Source organism: Brenneria izbisi, from assembly GCF_025840185.1.
Lineage (GTDB): Bacteria > Pseudomonadota > Gammaproteobacteria > Enterobacterales > Enterobacteriaceae > Brenneria > Brenneria izbisi.
On record NZ_JAMPJU010000001.1, the window covers coordinates 435,143 to 454,697 of the forward strand.

The 19,555-nt window shown below is 52.7% G+C and carries 17 protein-coding genes, 1 pseudogene and 1 other annotated feature; of the genes and pseudogenes, 12 read left to right on the top strand and 6 right to left on the bottom strand.

The window, feature by feature from the left end; genetic code table 11:
- Nucleotides 1-217: 217 nt before the first annotated feature.
- Nucleotides 218-2,815, bottom strand: coding sequence for a type I DNA topoisomerase (topA, locus tag NC856_RS01995; RefSeq protein ID WP_264088736.1), 2,598 nt, complete (start codon nucleotides 2,813-2,815; stop codon nucleotides 218-220).
- A 525-nt stretch (nucleotides 2,816-3,340) separates the two neighbouring features.
- Between topA and NC856_RS02000 the strand changes: the two genes are divergently transcribed.
- Nucleotides 3,341-3,610, top strand: a complete 270-nt coding sequence (locus NC856_RS02000) for a YciN family protein (protein ID WP_264088737.1) — start codon at nucleotides 3,341-3,343, stop codon at nucleotides 3,608-3,610.
- Nucleotides 3,611-3,664: 54 nt separating this feature from the next.
- Here NC856_RS02000 and sohB read toward each other — a convergent pair whose 3' ends face one another.
- Complete coding sequence (gene sohB / locus NC856_RS02005; protein WP_264088738.1) at nucleotides 3,665-4,711, bottom strand: protease SohB; 1,047 nt, start codon at nucleotides 4,709-4,711, stop codon at nucleotides 3,665-3,667.
- A 371-nt stretch (nucleotides 4,712-5,082) separates the two neighbouring features.
- Between sohB and NC856_RS02010 the strand changes: the two genes are divergently transcribed.
- Nucleotides 5,083-5,844, top strand: a complete 762-nt coding sequence (locus tag NC856_RS02010) for a YciK family oxidoreductase (protein ID WP_264088739.1) — start codon at nucleotides 5,083-5,085, stop codon at nucleotides 5,842-5,844.
- 17 nt (nucleotides 5,845-5,861) lie between these two features.
- Nucleotides 5,862-6,452, top strand: a complete 591-nt coding sequence (gene cobO, locus NC856_RS02015; protein WP_264088740.1) for a cob(I)yrinic acid a,c-diamide adenosyltransferase — start codon at nucleotides 5,862-5,864, stop codon at nucleotides 6,450-6,452.
- 57 nt (nucleotides 6,453-6,509) lie between these two features.
- Here cobO and rluB read toward each other — a convergent pair whose 3' ends face one another.
- The 3 genes from rluB to rnm form a co-directional block, all read right to left on the bottom strand.
- Nucleotides 6,510-7,394, bottom strand: a complete 885-nt coding sequence (gene rluB, locus NC856_RS02020) for a 23S rRNA pseudouridine(2605) synthase RluB (RefSeq protein WP_264088741.1) — start codon at nucleotides 7,392-7,394, stop codon at nucleotides 6,510-6,512.
- A 186-nt stretch (nucleotides 7,395-7,580) separates the two neighbouring features.
- The gene (locus tag NC856_RS02025; protein WP_264088742.1) at nucleotides 7,581-8,201 is read right to left on the bottom strand and encodes an L-threonylcarbamoyladenylate synthase; all 621 of its coding nucleotides are present in this window, start codon (nucleotides 8,199-8,201) and stop codon (nucleotides 7,581-7,583) included.
- Between the two features lie 25 nt (nucleotides 8,202-8,226).
- A complete protein-coding gene (rnm, locus tag NC856_RS02030; protein ID WP_404802301.1) occupies nucleotides 8,227-9,138 on the bottom strand; it encodes an RNase RNM in 912 nt (303 codons plus the stop codon).
- Nucleotides 9,139-9,340: 202 nt separating this feature from the next.
- Nucleotides 9,341-9,445: a sequence feature (Trp leader region), on the top strand.
- Nucleotides 9,446-9,480: 35 nt separating this feature from the next.
- Here rnm and NC856_RS02035 point away from each other — a divergent pair.
- The 5 genes and pseudogenes from NC856_RS02035 (at nucleotide 9,481) to trpA (ending at nucleotide 16,097) form a co-directional block, all read left to right on the top strand.
- On the top strand, nucleotides 9,481-11,043 hold the full coding sequence (locus NC856_RS02035; protein ID WP_264088743.1) for an anthranilate synthase component 1: 1,563 nt from the start codon (nucleotides 9,481-9,483) through the stop codon (nucleotides 11,041-11,043).
- Nucleotides 11,043-12,667 (top strand): annotated as a pseudogene (trpD, locus tag NC856_RS02040) (bifunctional anthranilate synthase glutamate amidotransferase component TrpG/anthranilate phosphoribosyltransferase TrpD). Before NC856_RS02035 ends, trpD begins: the two are co-directional and overlap by 1 nt.
- Nucleotides 12,668-12,689: 22 nt before the next feature.
- A complete protein-coding gene (gene trpCF, locus NC856_RS02045; RefSeq protein WP_264088893.1) occupies nucleotides 12,690-14,051 on the top strand; it encodes a bifunctional indole-3-glycerol-phosphate synthase TrpC/phosphoribosylanthranilate isomerase TrpF in 1,362 nt (453 codons plus the stop codon).
- 43 nt (nucleotides 14,052-14,094) lie between these two features.
- Nucleotides 14,095-15,288: a tryptophan synthase subunit beta gene (trpB, locus tag NC856_RS02050; protein WP_264088896.1), complete on the top strand. Its 1,194-nt coding sequence runs from the start codon at nucleotides 14,095-14,097 to the stop codon at nucleotides 15,286-15,288.
- Nucleotides 15,288-16,097, top strand: coding sequence for a tryptophan synthase subunit alpha (gene trpA, locus NC856_RS02055; protein WP_264088744.1), 810 nt, complete (start codon nucleotides 15,288-15,290; stop codon nucleotides 16,095-16,097). The genes trpB and trpA overlap by 1 nt, the downstream gene beginning before the upstream one ends.
- Nucleotides 16,098-16,160: 63 nt before the next feature.
- On the opposite strand, the gene ompW is transcribed toward trpA, so the two are convergent.
- Nucleotides 16,161-16,793, bottom strand: coding sequence for an outer membrane protein OmpW (gene ompW, locus NC856_RS02060; protein ID WP_264088745.1), 633 nt, complete (start codon nucleotides 16,791-16,793; stop codon nucleotides 16,161-16,163).
- A gap of 283 nt (nucleotides 16,794-17,076) precedes the next feature.
- Between ompW and NC856_RS02065 the strand changes: the two genes are divergently transcribed.
- The 4 genes from NC856_RS02065 (at nucleotide 17,077) to yciA (ending at nucleotide 19,548) form a co-directional block, all read left to right on the top strand.
- A complete protein-coding gene (locus NC856_RS02065) occupies nucleotides 17,077-17,457 on the top strand; it encodes a YkgJ family cysteine cluster protein (protein WP_264088746.1) in 381 nt (126 codons plus the stop codon).
- A 94-nt stretch (nucleotides 17,458-17,551) separates the two neighbouring features.
- Nucleotides 17,552-18,301 carry a YciC family protein gene (locus NC856_RS02070; protein ID WP_264088747.1) on the top strand — a complete coding sequence of 250 codons (750 nt, stop codon included), beginning with the start codon at nucleotides 17,552-17,554 and terminating at the stop codon, nucleotides 18,299-18,301.
- 192 nt (nucleotides 18,302-18,493) lie between these two features.
- Nucleotides 18,494-19,054 carry a septation protein A gene (locus NC856_RS02075; protein ID WP_264088748.1) on the top strand — a complete coding sequence of 187 codons (561 nt, stop codon included), beginning with the start codon at nucleotides 18,494-18,496 and terminating at the stop codon, nucleotides 19,052-19,054.
- Between the two features lie 68 nt (nucleotides 19,055-19,122).
- Nucleotides 19,123-19,548 carry an acyl-CoA thioester hydrolase YciA gene (yciA, locus tag NC856_RS02080; RefSeq protein ID WP_264088749.1) on the top strand — a complete coding sequence of 142 codons (426 nt, stop codon included), beginning with the start codon at nucleotides 19,123-19,125 and terminating at the stop codon, nucleotides 19,546-19,548.
- The last annotated feature ends 7 nt before the right edge of the window (nucleotides 19,549-19,555 follow it).

The following is a 19,555-nucleotide window of genomic DNA, read 5'->3' on the forward strand; positions in this document are numbered from 1 at the left end:
TTAATGTCATTTAATCATAAAAATAGTTTTTATATAACTATGATTGCATACTGTGCGCCAAGAGACGCCATGCGTCAGGCTGTATCAGCCTGAGAAATGCAGGGTAGCTCAACGGATAATTATTCTCTCAGCTAAATAACCATCCTCTTACCCAGATCAAAAAAACCAGCCTAAAAAGGCTGGCTCAGGTTAATCCGCGGCATTATCAGGCATTGGCTTACTTCTTGCCTTCCACCCATTTGCCCTCAACATAGAACGCTGTCCAGCCGGTAGCCTTGCCGTCTTTTTCCGAAGAGACATATTGTTGCTTGGTCTTACGGCTAAAGCGCACCTGAGTTTTGTTGCCGTCTTTATCCACTGCCGGGGCATCGGCCAGATAACGCAGTTTTTCAGGCAGCCGATCTTTGAAGCGTTGTAATTCTTCAACCAGCGGCGCACGCGTCTCACGGGATTTCGGGAACGTATTGGCAGCCAGGAATACGCCTGCGGCGCCATCCCGTAATACGAAATAGGCATCCGATTTTTCGCATGGCAGTTCAGGCAACGGCACCGGATCTTCTTTCGGCGGCGCGACGTCGCCATTGCGTAAAATTTTACGTGTGTTGCTGCAAGTGTCATTGGTGCAGGCCATATACTTGCCGAAACGTCCCATTTTGAGATGCATTTCCGAACCGCATTTTTCGCACTCGACAACCGGGCCGTCATAACCTTTGATACGGAATTCGCCCTCTTCAATGTCATAGCCATCGCAAGCCGGGTTATTACCGCATACATGCAGCTTGCGTTGATTATCGATCAGGTAGCTGTCCATCGCGGTGCCGCATTTCGCACAACGGCGGCGAGCGCGCAAGGCATTGGTTTCGGCCTCATCCCCTTCCAGCACATTCAGCACTTCGGCTTCCGGGATCAGGTTAATGGTGGTTTTGCAGCGTTCTTTCGGCGGCAGCGCATAGCCGGAACAACCAAGGAATACCCCGGTACTGGCAGTACGTATCCCCATTTGGCGTCCGCAAGTCGGGCAGTCGATGCTGGTCATCACCATCTGGTTTGGCCGCATACCGCCCGCTTCCGGGTCCTGCTCCGCGGTTTCCAACTGCTTGCTGAATTCGGCAAAAAATTCATCCAGAACCGCTTTCCATTCCGCCTGATTATTTGCCACCTGATCGAGGCTGCTTTCCATCCGTGCGGTGAAATCATAATTCATCAGTTCGCGGAAGTTCTCTTCCAGACGATCGGTAACAATTTCGCCCATTTTTTCGGCGTAAAAACGACGGTTTTCTACCCGTACATAACCACGATCCTGAATGGTTGAAATGATGGAGGCATACGTGGACGGTCGTCCAATCCCACGTTTTTCCAGTTCTTTTACCAATGAAGCGTCGCTGTAACGCGCTGGCGGCTTGGTAAAGTGCTGACCGGGCAACAGTTTCTGCAATGCAAGCGATTCGCCCACCGCCACGGTCGGCAAAGTCCGATCCTCATCGTTTTTACGCAGCGCGGGCATGACTTTCGTCCAGCCGTCAAAGCGTAAAGTTCGGCCTCTGGCTCGCAGTTGGTAGCCTGCGGCTTCAACAATCAGGGTTGTGGAGTCATATTGCGCGGGCGTCATCTGACAGGCGACAAACTGACGCCAAATCAGTTGATACAGTTTCTGCGCATCGGCTTCCATGTCTTTCAGGTTATCCGCCAACACTTTCACATCGGAAGGACGGATCGCTTCGTGCGCTTCCTGTGAATTCTCTTTACTGCTGTAGTGATTCGCCGCCTCAGGCAGATAGCGCTTACCGAATTCATCGCTGATGTACTCGCGCGCCATAGTTAACGCATCCAGACTCAGGTTGGTCGAGTCAGTACGCATATAGGTGATGTAGCCCGCTTCATACAAGCGCTGCGCCATCATCATGGTTTTTTTCACGCCAAAACCAAGACGAGTGCTGGCGGCCTGCTGTAGCGTCGAGGTAATGAACGGCGCGCCGGGTTTACTGCTGGTGGGTTTATCCTCACGCTCAGCGACCACATAGCTGGCTTTTTCCAACAGGCTGACGGCGGCCTCGGTCTGCGCCTTGTTAACCGGCTTAAACGGCTTGCCGCTGTAATGCGTGACCTGCATTTGTAGTTGGGCGGCATTGCCTGACAATAAATCCGCATGCAATTCCCAATATTCTTCCGGCACAAAGGCTTTGATTTCGCGTTCACGCTCCACGATCAGGCGCACTGCCACAGACTGTACGCGCCCGGCTGACAAGCCGCGGGCGATCTTTTTCCACAGCAGCGGCGAAACCATGTACCCCACCACGCGATCCATAAAACGGCGCGCCTGCTGTGCATTCACACGATCGATATTCAACTTGTCCGGTTTTTGGAACGCTTGCTGAATGGCATTTTTGGTGATTTCGTTGAACACCACGCGGCTGAAGCGCTTGTCGTCACCGCCAATGATTTCCCGCAGGTGCCAGGCAATGGCTTCCCCTTCGCGATCAAGGTCGGTTGCGAGATAGATATGTTCGGCGTTTTCAGCCAACGTTTTCAGTTCGGAAACGACTTTTTCCTTACCAGGCAGAATCTCATAATGGGCTTTCCAGTCATGATAAGGATCGACGCCCATACGGTTGACCAAGGCGGATTTTTCATCCTTTTTAACCGTTTTTTTCGTTTTGTCTTTGGTTGAGTCCGCGCTCTTTTTACTGACAGAGCCACTGGTCGGCAAATCGCGCACATGACCGACGCTGGATTTAACCACATAGTCATTGCCAAGATACTTATTAATTGTTTTGGCTTTTGCCGGGGACTCGACGATTACGAGAGCTTTTCCCATATGTCCTATTACCTGCTTGATTCTTCTGAAAATCAGATAGCTTTTGGGGGCATTCGCCGGAAAAACCAAGGCGGATGCTCGATTAATGACGGATTACGGCGTTGCGTATTTATCCTGCGTGGGTGAGTCTTTTTTTCAACGCGACGCCCGTAACCCTCTATTCCGTATGAATATTAACGTTCTCTGCCGCTACATTAAATCAGTGCAGACAGCCATGACGTAAAGAAATTATTCCACTCATGGCAGAAAATCCCACACTCTACCTGATAAATAACGCCACGCAACCTAATTAGCATGGAAACGTCGTTTTAGCCAATTCAGACTGAAAGCGCCATCGACAGGCAAGTGTTTAAAACCTGGCGCATTTGCGATGCCATCACGTCGCGCAGTACAATCGTCCCATCATGAAAAACATCACCATCGTTCTGAATGTTTTGCACCGTCGATATCCCGTTCTCTCAGGCCTTGACGATTGTACTGGCGTAAAAAACGATGATTAAGTTTCAATGCAGGAGTAGGTAATCCATGACAGATGCATCTCAGGTACATGAAGAAAAATCCCCGATTGACCGTCAACGCTTGCTGGCGGAGGCTAACGGCATTATTCAAAATCACGACGATTACCTGCACGGCATGATCGCCGACAGTGTAGAACAAAAAAATGGCGTACTGGTTTTCCGCGGCGAGTTTTTCCTTGATGACAATGGGTTGCCAACGCTGAAAACCACCGCGGTTTTCAACATGTTTAAACATCTGGCCCATGTGCTGTCAGAAAAATATTATCTGACCGATTAAAAGCAAATCGTCCGCGTTGATTCGCGGGCGACGGCGGCAGATGCGATCAACGCTTTACAGCAGCGGGTTGTTTCCACGCTGCCACCAGCGCAGCATCAAACGCGCCGTGGTTTCCCCCGCACTCCCCATCAGACGATCAATCAGACGTTTACGCCGCGTGTAACGGACACTGAGTACCTCGTGGTTCTCCAGTTCGGCAATCAGTAAATCATCACTGGTGCCGATCGCGTCAACCAGCCCCAGGTCTTTGGCCTGAGAACCAAACCAGTGCTCGCCGGTTGCGACGGCGTCAATATCCAGAGCAGGACGCATATCCTGTACAAACTGCTTGAATAGCTGGTGCGTAACGTTCAAATCCGCCTGAAATTTCTCCCGTCCGGCTTCGGTGTTTTCACCAAACAGGGTCAACGTACGTTTGAACTCGCCCGCGGTATGCAATTCAACATCAATATCCTTGTTCTTCAATAAGCGATTGAAGTTGGGAATTTGCGCGACCACGCCAATCGAACCCAGAATGGCAAAGGGTGCGGCTACAATGCGATCGGCCACACACGCCATCATATAGCCACCGCTGGCGGCCACTTTATCGACCGCGACCGTCAGGCGCACGCCGCCCTGACGCAAGCGTTGCAGTTGTGATGCGGCCAGCCCATAGCCATGCACCACGCCCCCCGGACTTTCCAGACGCAGCAGCACTTCATCCTGAGGTTTCGCCACCGCCAGCACAGCGGAGATCTCCTCACGTAACGAGCTCACCTCGCCGGCATCCATACTGCCGTTGAAATCCAGTACATAGAGGCAAGGTTTGACGCTTTTCCCCTCACCTCGCTTCGCGCGCTGTTTATCCTGTCTGGCGGACGCTTTTCCTTTCTTTTTTTCCTGTTTGAATAACAGTTTACGCTCAGCGTCATTCATACAGGCCGCTTGCATTTCCCGTTGCATATCCCGGTACTGTTCGCTCAGGTTAACCACCTGCAATTCACCTTTCTGCTGGCGCTTGCGCTGCGACAGACCAAATGCCAGAACCACCAGCGCGCCGAACGTCGCCACGATGGTGAGCGCTTTAGCCAGGAATAAACCATACTGAGAAAGTAATTCCACAAATACCGCCCTCATTAACGGAGTGTTGAATAGGATGTTGATTATGCCAACCAACTACGACGTCAGCGTTGTGCGCTAAACCGTTAAGCTAACTGATGGCGCGCCATAAGGCGATGTTATTCACACCGTTTGCGCGCTTTCCGCTGTTTTTTGCCGCACCCGCCATAAGAAATGGCGCCACTCTCATTGAAAACGCGTGTTATTTAAGGCATAACTCCCTCATTCTCATTTCTCATCCTGATTGGATATCTTTTTTAAGTTTCAGCCGGATACCGTGCAGTAGCGCGATGGCACACCGCTCAGTCAAGGTATCTGGCAGGTTTGTCATCTGAAACGCGGCATTCTTATCGCTGCGGTAAGAGGAATTTTCCGTGCACTATCAACCTAAAAACGACCTGCTGCAAGATCGCATCATTCTGGTCACCGGCGCAGGCGACGGTATCGGTCGCGAAGCGGCCCTGACCTATGCCCGCTTTGGCGCACGTCTTGTACTGTTTGGCCGAACAGAAAGCAAACTTCAGGCCGTGAAACAGCAAATCTCGCAGACGCCTGGCGCAGAACCCCACATCATTGTCTGCGACATGTTGACCACCGATTCAGAACAGTTTTTCCACATCGCCGACCAACTGGCGCAGGCGATCCCGCATCTGGATGGCGTGCTGCACAACGCCGGCTTGCTTGGCGACATCGCCCTGATGACGGAACAATCCGTCGATACCTGGCATCAAGTCATGCAGGTCAACGTCAATGCGACGTTTATGCTGACCCAGGCGTTGTTGCCGTTATTATTGAAATCACCCAGCGCGTCGCTGATTTTCACCAGTTCCAGCGTCGGGCGTCAGGGACGTGCCGGCTGGGGCGCTTATTCAGTATCAAAATTCGCAACCGAAGGCATGATGCAGGTGCTGGCGGAAGAATATCGTCACAGTCCTCTGCGCGTGAACTGCATCAACCCCGGCGGTACGCGCACCGCCATGCGCGCCAGCGCTTTCCCGGAAGAAGACCCGGATAAACTGAAAACGCCGGCGGATATCATGCCGCTATACCTTTATTTGATGGGTGACGACAGCCGCCGGAAAACCGGTATAAGCTTTGACGCCCAACCCGGCAGAAAAGCCGGGGCCGCCGAATAACCAAACGAGAACATCAGATGAGCGATGAACGTCACCAACAACGTCAACAACGCATTAAAGAACGCGTGGACGCCCGTATTGCCGCCGCCAGTAAAATCCGCGGCATCCTGATTATCTTTACAGGAAACGGAAAAGGAAAAACCACCGCCGCCTTTGGTACGGTGACCCGCGCTATCGGTCACGATTTGCGCGCAGGCGTGATTCAGTTTATCAAAGGCGACTGGCCGAACGGCGAAAAGAACCTGTTGCAGAAGCACGGCGTGGAGTTTCAGGTCATGGCTACCGGTTTTACCTGGGAAACCCAGAACCGCCAGACAGATACCGCGGCGGCGTTGAGCGTCTGGCAACACGGCAAGCGTATGCTGGCTGATTCGCAATTGGATCTGGTGGTGCTTGATGAACTGACTTACATGGTAAGTTATGGCTATCTGGAACTGGATGAGGTGGTTGATGCCTTGAACCAGCGCCCTGCCGGACAAACCGTGATTATCACCGGACGCGGCTGTCATCGAGATTTACTGGACATGGCCGATACCGTGACCGAGATGCGTCCGGTCAAACATGCATTTGATGCGGGAATCAAAGCTCAGCAGGGAATTGACTGGTGAACTCAGCCGTTGAGCGTGATCGCCGAACCAGCGGAAATCACGCGCAACGTCAGAAGATTAAGCGTTACGCCTGGATTTTGGCGAGGCGCGTCTGGTCGGCGCCGAACTAATCTTGCTATGGCGTTTAACCGCCCGACGAATTTGATTGGCTTTTACCCGGCGACGTTCCCGCTCAACAGGCAGTTTGGTCACGGTTTCCGGCGGCAACTGCACCAGTTTACGCAGGTAGTTGACGTCATCGAGCTTCATTTCCGTCCAACCGCCGCGCGGCAAACCTTTAGGCAATTGAATGTCGCCATAACGCACGCGGATCAAGCGGCTAACCTGAACGTCCACCGCTTCCCACAGACGACGAACTTCACGGTTACGCCCTTCTGTCAGCGTCACGTTATACCACTGGTTAAGCCCTTCGCCGCCTTGATAACGGATGGTGCGAAATGATGCTGGGCCGTCTTCCAACTGCACGCCGCGGCTGAGTTGTTTGATCTTCTCATCGTTGATTTCGCCAAATACCCGCACCGCGTATTCACGCTCGACTTCATGGCTGGGGTGCATCAGACGATTGGCCAGTTCGCCATCCGTGGTAAATAACAGTAAGCCGGACGTGTTCACGTCCAGACGCCCTACCGCCACCCAGCGAGAGCCCTGAATTTTCGGTAACCGATCAAATACGGTAGGACGACCATCTGGATCGCTGCGCGTACACAGTTCGCCTTCCGGTTTGTAATAGATCAGCACGCGGCAAACCGTTTCCTCGGTTTCCTTAACGGAAACCACGTGGCCGTCAATACGAATTTTGGTGGCTTTCGTCACTTCAACACGATCACCCAGCGTGGCGATTTTGCCGTCAACGCTAACGCGTCCCGCCTGGATAATACCTTCAATTTCACGACGCGAACCGTGACCTGCGCGCGCCAGAACTTTCTGTAGCTTTTCGCTCATTGAGCAACCTCTAAGTGTCGCCTTCCCAGGCGTCGGGGGGAATAACAAAACGCTGTTATAATTCAGTGAATTACGTAGAAATCATGCGTTATAAAAAAGACTGGCGCGATTATACAGCGATTCGCGCCGTTTGTATGCCAATTCATTTGCAGACTGATGGTTGCTGTTGTCTGGATAGCGCCGCACTTACAGGAATGGCGTGATATCGCCCGTGCCTTCGCGAGTAATTTTCGGCGACGACTCGGTTAAATCAATCACGGTGGTTGGCTGTTGCCCAAGAAAACCGCCATGAATGATCAAATCCACCTGTTTGCCCAGCGTTTCCTGAATTTCCTCTGGATCGGATTCGGCAAAGTCATTGCCCGGCAGCATCAAAGTCGTGGACATCATCGGTTCATTCAATACCGCCAGCAACGATAAGGCGATGGGATTGGACGGCACGCGCAATCCTATCGTCTTGCGCTTTTCATTCATTAGCCGACGAGGAACTTCTTTGGTCGCTTTCAGAATAAAGGTGTAATTGCCCGGCGTATTGTTTTTAATCAGACGAAAGGCGGTGTTATCAACATATGCATACGTGGACAGTTCGGACAGATCGCGACACATCAGCGTAAAGTTGTGATTGCTGTCCAACGAGCGAATACGACAGATACGCGCCATGGCGTTTTTGTCGCCCAGCATGCATCCCAACGCATAACCGGAATCAGTGGGATAGACAATCACGCCGCCTTTATGCAGAAAGTCCACGGATTGCGTAATCAATCGCAATTGTGGATTCTGCGGATGAATATAGAAAAACTGACTCATGAGATGACCTATTTCAATATGTTTTTCATATGTGGCCGCCATGTCCGCTTTGCGTCAACGCCGGATGTCGCCAGACAGGTTCAACATCGGCAGGCAGCCACAATTTCCGGCCTAACTCAATCCAGGCGCAAGGCTGATGGAAGTCCGATCCCTGCGATCCCAACAGGTGCAAATCGCGGGCATAACGCGCAAGCTGAGTACGCTCATCAGGCGCTTGCTGACATTGGGCGACTTCCATCGCCCGCCCGCCGTCTTCGGCAAACGCGGCTAGCAGGCGTTTCAGCCATTTGGCGGTCAAATCGTAACGTCCTGGGTGGGCCAAAACTGAAACACCGCCAGATTGATGAATAGCATCAATCGCTTGCTTTATTGTACACCACTGTGGCGGAACGTAACCGGTTTTCCCCTTCGCCAGATATTTCTTGAATACCTGACTGATATTCGCGGCAACGCCAAGTTCAACCAGATAACGGGCAAAATGCGCGCGGGTGATCTGACCGCCTGACGCCAGACCGCTCGCGCCGGCCAGCGCATCCGGGATGCGGGCTTTCTCCAGCCGGACAGCGATTTGCTCCGCCCGTGCCTGGCGGGATTGCGCCTGTTGTTGCAACAGGGCGCGCAAAGCGGGATGTTCAATATCCATTCCCAGCCCCACTATGTGAATTTCGTGATTTTCCCAGCAAGTGGAAATCTCTACGCCAGACACCAGCTGTAGCGGTAATTGCTGATGTTCAATCGTATGGCGGGCTTCCGCCAGCCCACTGGTGGTATCGTGATCGGTAATAGCGAGCACGCTCACCCGCATTTCCACCGCACGGGCGACCAGTTCGGCTGGCGTCAAGAAACCGTCCGATGCGCGGGTATGGCTATGCAGGTCATAGAGTGGAAACGACGACAACATTGATTGAGATTCTTCCGGCACAAAGGTATCCAACATGAAGGCTACGCATAGATAAGGCGGCATGATGCCACTAATGCATGTTAAATGGTAATTTCATACCTGATGGCCGCATTCGTCCGTTCAATAAAATAATGTTATTCCTGTTGTTGACTTTTGAATCATGAACTAGTTAACTAGTACGAAAGCTTGATTCACCCATCGTGAGATGATGATAATGACTATGCAACAGATGATGACATTTGGCTGGTGGCGCTCTTCCCTGTCGCGGGTGGAGTAATCACGCATAGCGTTTATCACAACATGCAAATATTCCCAGGCCCGCTTATTCAGCGGGCTTTTTTATGGATTCAATGATACGGAATGATACAGGTCGCAATAATGCAAACAACAAAACCAAAACTGGAACTGCTGCGTATCGAGGCCGTCTATCGCAACGACCCAAGCGCGATTTTCCATCAATTGTGCGGGGCCAGACCAGCGACGCTGCTGCTGGAATCCGCGGAGATAGACAGCAAAGCCAACCTGCAAAGTCTGTTGATCGTCGATAGCGCCTTACGCATTACCGCGCTGGGCCAGCAGGTTTCCGTACAAGCGCTGACGGCAAACGGCGCGGCATTGCTCCCGTTACTCGATGCCGCGCTGCCGGAAGCGGTACTCAATGAACATCGCCCGAACGGACGTGAGCTTACATTCCCAGACACGGATACGCTTCAGGATGAAGACGCACGCCTGCGCGCCTTGTCCGTCTTTGATGCCTTACGTCAGATTCTGATATTGGTCGACAGCCCGAAAGACGAACGTGAAGCCATGTTTCTCGGCGGGCTGTTCGCCTACGATCTGGTTGCCGGTTTCGAATCGCTGCCCGCACTGAGTCAACAACAACGCTGCCCGGATTTCTGCTTCTATCTGGCGGAAACCTTATTGATTCTCGATCATCAAAAACAGGTCTCCAGACTACAGGCAAGCCTGTTTACCCCGGACAATGCCGAACGGCACCGCCTGCAACATAGACTGGAACAGTTGCAGCAGCAATTGACCCATCCGGCGCCGGCGTTGCCGCATCAGTCAATCGAAAAGATGACGTTACGCTGTAATCAGAGCGACGAAGCCTTCGGTGAAGTGGTCAGCCAGATGCAACAGGCGATCCGCATCGGCGAAATCTTTCAGGTGGTGCCTTCGCGCCGCTTCTCATTACCCTGCCCGTCGCCGCTGGCCGCCTATCACACGCTGAAAGCGCATAATCCCAGCCCCTATATGTTTTTCATGCAGGATCAGGATTTCACCCTGTTCGGCGCTTCGCCGGAAAGCTCGTTGAAATACGATGCCGACAGCCGTCAGATTGAAATTTATCCGATTGCCGGCACGCGTCCTCGCGGTCGGCGGGCGGATGGTTCCCTGGATCGCGATCTTGACAGCCGTATTGAACTGGAAATGCGCACCGACCATAAAGAATTGGCTGAGCATCTGATGCTGGTCGATCTGGCGCGTAACGATCTGGCGCGCATTTGTGAACCGGGCAGCCGTTATGTCGCCGACCTGACCAAAGTAGACCGTTATTCCTTCGTCATGCATCTGGTTTCGCGCGTGGTTGGGACGTTGCGCGCGGATCTGGACGTGTTGCACGCCTACCGCGCCTGTATGAACATGGGCACGCTGAGCGGCGCGCCGAAAGTCCGCGCCATGCAGTTGATCGCCGACAGCGAGAAAACGCGGCGCGGCAGCTACGGCGGCGCGGTGGGGTATTTTACGGCCCACGGCGATCTGGATACCTGTATTGTTATCCGCTCCGCTTACGTCGAGGATGGCATCGCCACCGTTCAGGCAGGCGCAGGCGTGGTGCTGGACTCGATCCCACAGGCGGAAGCCGATGAAACACGCAATAAAGCCAGGGCGGTACTGCGGGCCATCGCCAGTGCGCACCATGCCAGGGAGATATTCTAATGGCCGATATCCTACTGATTGATAATGTCGATTCTTTCACCTACAACCTGGTGGATCAGTTGCGAGCCAGTCAGCACAACGTGGTGATTTACCGTAATCAGATACCTGCCGATGCGATTATTGAACGCTTGCAGCAGATGGAAAAACCGGTTCTGATGCTTTCCCCCGGTCCCGGCACCCCGGCAAATGCCGGTTGCATGCCGCAACTACTGCAACGTCTGCGTGGCCGCTTGCCGATTATCGGCATCTGCCTCGGCCATCAGGCGATTGTCGAAGCCTACGGCGGTCATGTCGGTCAGGCGGGCGAAATCCTGCACGGCAAAGCCTCGGTCATTGAACATGATGGGCTGGGCATGTTCAACGGATTACCCTCGCCGCTGCCGGTCGCCCGTTACCATTCGCTGGTTGGCAGCAATATTCCCGCCTCGCTGACCGTCAATGCGCGCTTTAATGACATGGTCATGGCGGTGCGCAATGACGCAGACCGCGTTTGTGGTTTCCAATTTCACCCTGAATCAATTTTAACCACTCACGGTGCGCGTTTGCTGGAGCAAACGCTGGACTGGGCTTTGGCTTAAGGATGGACTCGATCATGCAAAATACATCTTCCTTACAATCTAATTCCTTACAACCCACGCTGGAAAAATTATACCGCGCTGAAAACATCAGCCGACAGGAAAGCCAGGATCTGTTTACCGCGATTATTCACGGCGAACTGGAAGCCAGCCAATTGGCGGCGGCGCTGATCAGCATGAAAGTGCGTGGCGAACACCCTGATGAGATCGCGGGCGCGGCGGCGGCATTATTGGCGGACGCCCAGCCGTTTCCCCGACCGGATTATCTGTTTGCCGACATCGTCGGCACCGGCGGCGACGGCACCAATAGCATCAATATTTCGACAGCCAGCGCTTTCGTCGCGGCCTGTTGCGGTCTGAAAGTGGCCAAACACGGTAATCGCAGCGTCTCCAGCCGTTCAGGTTCATCCGATTTGTTGTCCGCGTTTGGCATCAAACTCGACATGTCGGCGCAAGTAGCGCGTCAGGCGCTGGATGATCTGGGCGTCTGTTTTCTATTCGCGCCGCACTATCATCTGGGCTTCCGCCATGCCATGCCGGTGCGTCAGCAATTGAAAACCCGCACGCTGTTCAATGTGCTGGGGCCGTTGGTCAACCCCGCCCGCCCGCCGCTAGCGCTGATCGGCGTCTACAGCCCGGATTTGTTGCGTCCCATCGCCGAAGCGTTGCGAATGCTCGGCTATCAGCGCGCCGCCGTGGTGCATGGCGGCGGTATGGATGAAGTCGCCATTCATGCGCCGACGCAGGTTGCGGAACTGAATGACGGCAAAATCGAAACATACCAACTGACGCACCGCGATTTCGGTCTGGACAGCTATTCACTATCGTCATTGCAGGGCGGAACGCCGGAAGAAAATCGTGATATTCTGACGGCGCTGCTGCAAGGTCAGGGCGAACGCGCGCATGGCGCCGCCGTCGCCGCCAACGTTGCGTTGCTGATGCGGTTGTTCGGGCAGGAGCATCTGCGGCAGAATGCGCAACAGGCGCTGGAAGTCATACACAGCGGACAGGCTTATCAACGCGTTATTGACCTGTCGGCCAGAGGATAACAACGTGATACAGGAAACCGTTCTGAATAAAACGATTCTGGGGAAAATCGTGCGTGATAAAGCCCTGTGGGTTGAAGAACGCCAGCAAAAGCAGCCGCTGTCTACCTTTCAACATGAGATCGCGCCAAGCCAGCGTGATTTCTATCAGGCGCTGCGACAGAATAAACCCGCATTTATTCTGGAGTGCAAAAAGGCCTCGCCATCAAAGGGATTGATTCGTGATGATTTCGATCCCGTCGCCATCGCGCAGGTTTACCAGGACTATGCCTCCGCCATTTCAGTCCTGACCGATGAAAAATATTTTCAGGGTGATTTTGCGTTTCTGCCACGCGTTAGCGCCGCGGTGCCGCAACCCGTCCTGTGCAAGGATTTCATCATTTCGCCCTACCAGATCTATCTGGCGCGTTACTATCAGGCCGATGCAATTCTGCTGATGCTCTCGGTGCTTGATGATGAGCAATATCGGCAGTTGTCCGATATCGCCCATAGCCTGAAGCTGGGCGTACTGACCGAAGTCAGTAATGAAGAGGAATTGCAGCGGGCGATCCAGCTTGAAGCGCGGGTGGTGGGGATCAACAACCGGGATTTGCGCGATCTGTCCATCGATCTCAACCGTACCCGAACGCTGGCGCCGCGTCTGCCCGATGACGTGACGGTGATCAGCGAATCCGGCATTAATCGTTATGCGCAAATACGCGAGTTGAGCCAGTTCGCCAGTGGTTTTTTGATTGGCAGTTCTTTAATGTCCGAACCCGATCTGAGCATGGCGGTGCGCCGTATCATTCTGGGAGAGAACAAAGTCTGCGGGCTTACCCGGCCTGAAGACGCGCAGGCTGCCTATCGCAACGGTGCGATCTTCGGCGGCTTGATTTTTGTGGCTGCTTCTGCGCGCCATGTTGATCTTGCACAAGCGAAAAACGTGATTACCGGCGCCCCGCTGCGCTATGTCGGCGTATTCCGCGATGCGCCGATTGACGAAATTATCGCTATCGCCGAACAACTTAAATTAGCCGCGGTTCAGCTACACGGACAGGAAGAGCAGCAAACTATTTCACAGCTTCGTCAGCAGTTGCCCGCCTCTTGCCAGATCTGGAAAGCGCTGAGTATTCAGGGAGAACTGCCTGCCCGCAATCTGCAAGATGTTGATCGCTATTTACTGGATAACGCGCAGGGCGGCAGCGGTCAAACATTTGACTGGTCGCTGCTCGACGACGAGTCGCTGGACAACGTCATGTTGGCTGGCGGATTGAATGCCGAAAACGTGGCGCAGGCGGCGCAGTTCGGCACGCTGGGGCTGGATTTTAATTCCGGCGTTGAAAGTCAACCCGGCCAAAAAGATCCGCATAAAATCGCGGCGGTTTTCAAGTCATTACGCACGCTGTAAACCGACCGCATGGCACCCGATTCGACAAATAAAAGACAGGAATATTATGACGTTACTTAATCCTTACTTTGGTGAATTCGGCGGGCAGTATGTCCCGCAGATCCTCATCCCGGCGTTACGCCAACTGGAAGAAGCCTTTGTCAGCGCTCAACAGGATCCTACTTTTCAGGCTGAATTTTTTGATCTGCTGAAGAACTACGCCGGTCGCCCAACCGCGCTGACCTTGTGTAAAAACCTGACCGCCGGCACGCGCACTAAGCTGTACCTGAAACGTGAAGATCTGCTGCACGGCGGCGCGCACAAAACCAACCAGGTGCTGGGTCAGGCGTTGCTGGCCAAACGTATGGGCAAAAGCGAAATCATCGCCGAAACCGGCGCGGGACAGCATGGCGTCGCTACCGCGTTGGCTTGTGCTTTGCTGGGATTGAAATGCCGCATTTACATGGGCGCCAAAGACGTCGAGCGTCAATCACCCAACGTTTTCCGTATGCGTTTGATGGGCGCGGAAGTGATCCCCGTGCACAGCGGTTCCGCCACCCTGAAAGATGCCTGTAACGAAGCGCTGCGCGACTGGTCAGGCAGCTATGATAATGCTCATTACCTGTTGGGAACCGCGGCTGGCCCGCATCCCTTTCCGACCATTGTGCGTGAGTTCCAACGGATGATCGGTGAAGAAATCAAAGCCCAGTTGCAGGAAAAAGAGGGCCGTCTGCCAGACGCGATGCTGGCCTGTGTGGGCGGCGGCTCTAACGCCATTGGCATGTTCGCCGACTTTATTGACGAGACGTCGGTACGGCTGATTGGCGTCGAACCTGCCGGTTTGGGCATTGAAACAGGACAACACGGCGCGCCGTTGAAACATGGCCGCGTGGGGATCTACTTCGGTATGAAATCGCCCATGATGCAAACCGCCGACGGACAGATTGAAGAATCCTACTCTTTATCCGCCGGTCTGGATTTCCCTTCCGTCGGGCCGCAGCACGCTTACCTGAACAGTATTGGCCGCGCCGATTATGTTTCCATCACCGATGATGAAGCCCTGGACGCCTTTAAAGCGCTTTCCCGTCACGAAGGGATTATTCCGGCGCTGGAATCGTCTCATGCGCTGGCCTACGCGCTCAAGATGATTAAAGAAGAACCAGAGAAAGAGCAGATACTGGTGGTCAACCTGTCTGGTCGGGGAGATAAAGACATATTTACCGTTCACGATATTCTGAAAGATCGGGGAGAAATCTGATGGAGCGTTATCAACAGCTATTCAAACGTCTGGCGGATAAAAAAGAAGGCGCGTTTGTTCCTTTTGTCACGCTGGGCGATCCTTCTCCCGAACAATCGCTGAAGATTATCGATACATTGATTGCCGCGGGCGCCGATGCATTGGAACTGGGTATCCCCTTCTCGGACCCGCTGGCGGATGGCCCAACCATTCAGGATGCCACATTACGCGCTTTTGCGGCGGGCGTGACGCCAGGCCACTGCTTTGAGATGCTGGCCGCTATCCGGCAGAAATACCCGGAGACGCCTATCGGTCTGTTGATGTACGCCAATCTGGTGTTCAGCAATGGTATTGATGCGTTTTATCAACGTTGCGCTGAAGTGGGTGTTGACTCGGTGCTGATTGCCGATGTCCCGGTAGAGGAATCCGCGCCTTTCCGGGCGGCGGCGCAACGCCATGCTATCGCGCCGATCTTTATCTGCCCGCCGAATGCCGATGATGAGTTGCTGCGCGAAATTGCGTCCTATGGCCGGGGTTATACTTATCTGTTGTCACGCGCCGGGGTGACCGGTACGGAAAAACGGGCGCAACTGCCGCTTCATCATCTGGTCGCCAAATTGCAGGAGTATCATGCCGCCCCGCCGCTCCAGGGATTCGGCATTTCTGAGCCGGCTCAGGTGCGTGAATCGCTCGCCGCGGGCGCCGCAGGCGCGATCTCCGGCTCTGCCATTGTGCGTATTATTGAAAAAAATCAGCATCAACCGGCTGAAATGTTGTCCCAGTTACACGCTTTTGTCAGCGAGATGAAAGCCGCGACGCGTTCGCAATAGTGATGTGTTAGTTACTGGCGATAAAACGGCGGGTAGTATCCGCCGTTTTTTTTATTGCGTGCTTCAGAACCGATATCCGACGCCAAACATAAAGGTCCACGGATCTAGCCGGGTTTTGATGGTTTGCTGATCATTACCGGCTCTGAATTTCACGTCCGTATCAATATCCATCCACCACAGGGAAGCATTAATCAGCCAGTTTTTATCCAGGTTGTAATCCAATCCGGCTTGTGCGGCAAGCCCCCAGGAGTTCTTCAGACTCAGATCGCTCAGCCCGGCGTCTTTCCCGCGCTGATTGAACTTCTCATCGAAGAACATGGTGTAGTTCAGCCCCACGCCAAGATAAGGACGCAGCTTATCCGCTTTTTCACCGAAGTAATATTGCGCAACCAGCGACGGCGGTAGATGCTTGACTTCAGCGATAGTCCCTACGCCATTCAACCCGACTTTATGGTTGAAAGGCGTGGCCGCCAGCAACTCTACGCCAATGTTGTCAGTCACCATATAACTGAATGTCAAACCAAGCTGGGTACTGTTATCAACTTTAAACGATCCCAGTCCCAACACGTTATCAGAGCCCTCTACCGGACGCACGGTCGCAGATCCCGCACGGACGATGAAATCACCGGCCTGATGCGCTTGTACGAATGATGGCACCAGTGCCGCTGCCAGTAATAAGAAAGACGCCTTTTTCATTACCCACTCCCTTTTTATGGTTTAAATTTCGAGCGAAATATACCTTGCTGTGGCTATTGTTGTTTTAAGCCAGATCACATCTTTTAAAGGTTTTTTGCAAAAAGCGAAGCACATCAATTCATGCTAAATCATTAAAAATGAAAGAATTGATCTACATCAAAAACAGACATAAATGCATAAAATGCGCATCAGGAAATTTCCTCGCCCCATCGTCCGAATTAGGCGGTAGATTTTCATTCCTGCTAATGTTGATTCAATGCTCCACGGGCGGTGGTTAAATCAAATGAGTGATAACATCTGTATGCGTTGCGGCGCTTGTTGCGCTTATTTCAGGGTGTCGTTTTACTGGGCTGAAGCCGATGACGGCGGCGGTTGCGTTCCCGCGCAACTCACCGAGCCACTCTCTCCTTTTCTTCGCTGCATGGCCGGAACCAACAGTAAAAAACCTCGTTGTAGCGCCCTGGAGGGAAAAATTGGCGGTTCCGTTAGCTGCTCTATTTATATCAATCGCCCTTCACCGTGTCGTGAGTTCGTACAATCAAGGGTGAAGGAATTCGGGGTGAACGGTCAGATCACTGATGCCTGCAGCCGGGCGCGAGCGTATTACGGATTACCGCCGCTGGCGACAACAACGGCGGATCAGAACGGGGAAGTTAATAAATAACGCCGTCGCAAAGCACACAGGGTGCCACACTGAAGCGTAACAGGTTACAATCACCGGTTAAGTCTGATTGATTATTTTACTTCAAGGAGTTTGCATGCCTATCACGGCTAACACTTTGTACCGTGACACAATGAACTTTACCCGTAATCAGTTCCTCAGCATTTTACTGATGGCACTGCTGACGGCGCTCATTACTGTCATACTGAATCATGCCATGTCGCCCAGTAGTGAGGATTTACAGATATTGCAAAACGCGGACAGCGATTTATCTTCTGTTGAACTGGGGATGATGGACTTGATCCAGCAAATGACGCCGGAACAGCAAACGGTATTATTGAAAATGTCGGCGGCTGGCTCATTTTCAGCTTTGATTGGCAACGCCCTGCTTACTGGCGGCATTCTGATGTTGATTCAGATGGTTTCCGCAGGACATCGCACCAGTGCGTTGCGGGCGATAGGCGCCTCCGCGCCGGTATTACACCGCTTGTTTCTGTTGATCCTGCTATGCACGCTATTGATCCAGTTGGGTATGCTGTTTTTAGTCATCCCCGGCGTGCTGCTGGCCATCGCGTTAAGTATGTCGCCGATTATTGTTGTAATCGAGAAGCGTGGCGTCTTCTACGCCATAAAAACCAGCGCCCGGTTAGCCTACCGTAATTTTAAAATCACAGCGCCGGCGATCATCCTTTGGTTATTGACTAAAATCGCCATTTTGCTGCTGGTGACAAAACTGACCATGTTTTCTCCCACCATAACGGCGGTGATCCTGAATGGGCTGAGCAATCTGGTTTCCGCCATTATGCTGATTTACCTGTTCCGCCTTTATATGCTGCTGCGCTCCTGATATCACGGCGTGCTGTAGCACTGCGGCACGCCTTTCCCCCAGATCCCTCTGGCCGCGAGAATGCCTAATCGTAATTTTCTGCAAATTATTACAATATCTCGGGAACAGCGCGCCACAATAAAGGATAATGACTGAGTTATCAGATGACGGTTTGGTCATCATCAATACATTCTTGAGTGACGGATTGACATAATGAAGCAACTTCTTGATTTTCTTCCGCTGGTCGTTTTTTTTGTGGTTTACAAACTGTACGACATCTACATCGCTTCAGGCGCGTTGATTGCCGCAACCGCGCTGGCGCTGGCGGTAACCTGGTTTGTGTACCGCAAGGTAGAAAAAATGATGCTGGTCACCTTTTTGATGGTCGCCATTTTTGGGACGCTGACCCTAGTATTCCATAACGATCAGTTCATTAAATGGAAGGTTACCATTATCTATGGCCTGTTTGCCATCGCCCTGTTGGTAAGCCAGTTTGTCATGAAAAAAACGCTGATCCAGAGAATGCTGGGGAAAGAGTTAACATTGCCGCAAGCCGTGTGGGGCAAGCTTAACGTCTCCTGGGCAATGTTCTTTCTGGCGTGCGGATTAGTAAACATTTACATTGCTTTCTGGATGCCACAAAGTGTATGGGTAAATTTTAAAGTCTTTGGTCTGACCGGATTTACCTTGCTGTTCACGTTGCTGTGCGGCATTTATATTTACCGGCACTTGCCCGGCGACAATGAAAAGTCAGAGGAAGAAAACAAGCAATGACGCAGGGCGCAGTGCCTGCTGAAAACACGCATTAACTTGATAATTCAACTACATTGATTGATACCATAATGAGCAAACAAGACGTGTTACCACATGGCGAAATGGTACTTCGCACACTGGCGATGCCAGCAGACACCAATGCGAATGGGGATATTTTTGGCGGCTGGTTGATGTCGCAGATGGATATCGGTGGCGCTATTTTGGCTAAAGAAATTGCGGAAGGCCGTGTGGTGACCGTCCGGGTGGACGGCATGTCGTTTCTAAAGCCAGTAGCGGTTGGCGATGTGGTGTGTTGCTACGCGCGCTGTCAGCATACCGGGCGCAGTTCCATTAACATCAATATTGAAGTCTGGGTGAAAAAAGTGTCATCGGAGCCCATTGGTCAGCGTTATCGGGCAACGGAAGCACTATTTACCTATGTCGCCGTTGATGAAGAAGGTCGTCCGCGCGAACTGCCCGTTGGCAAAAGCAACTTTAATCCAGGTGAAGCATAAATCCGGG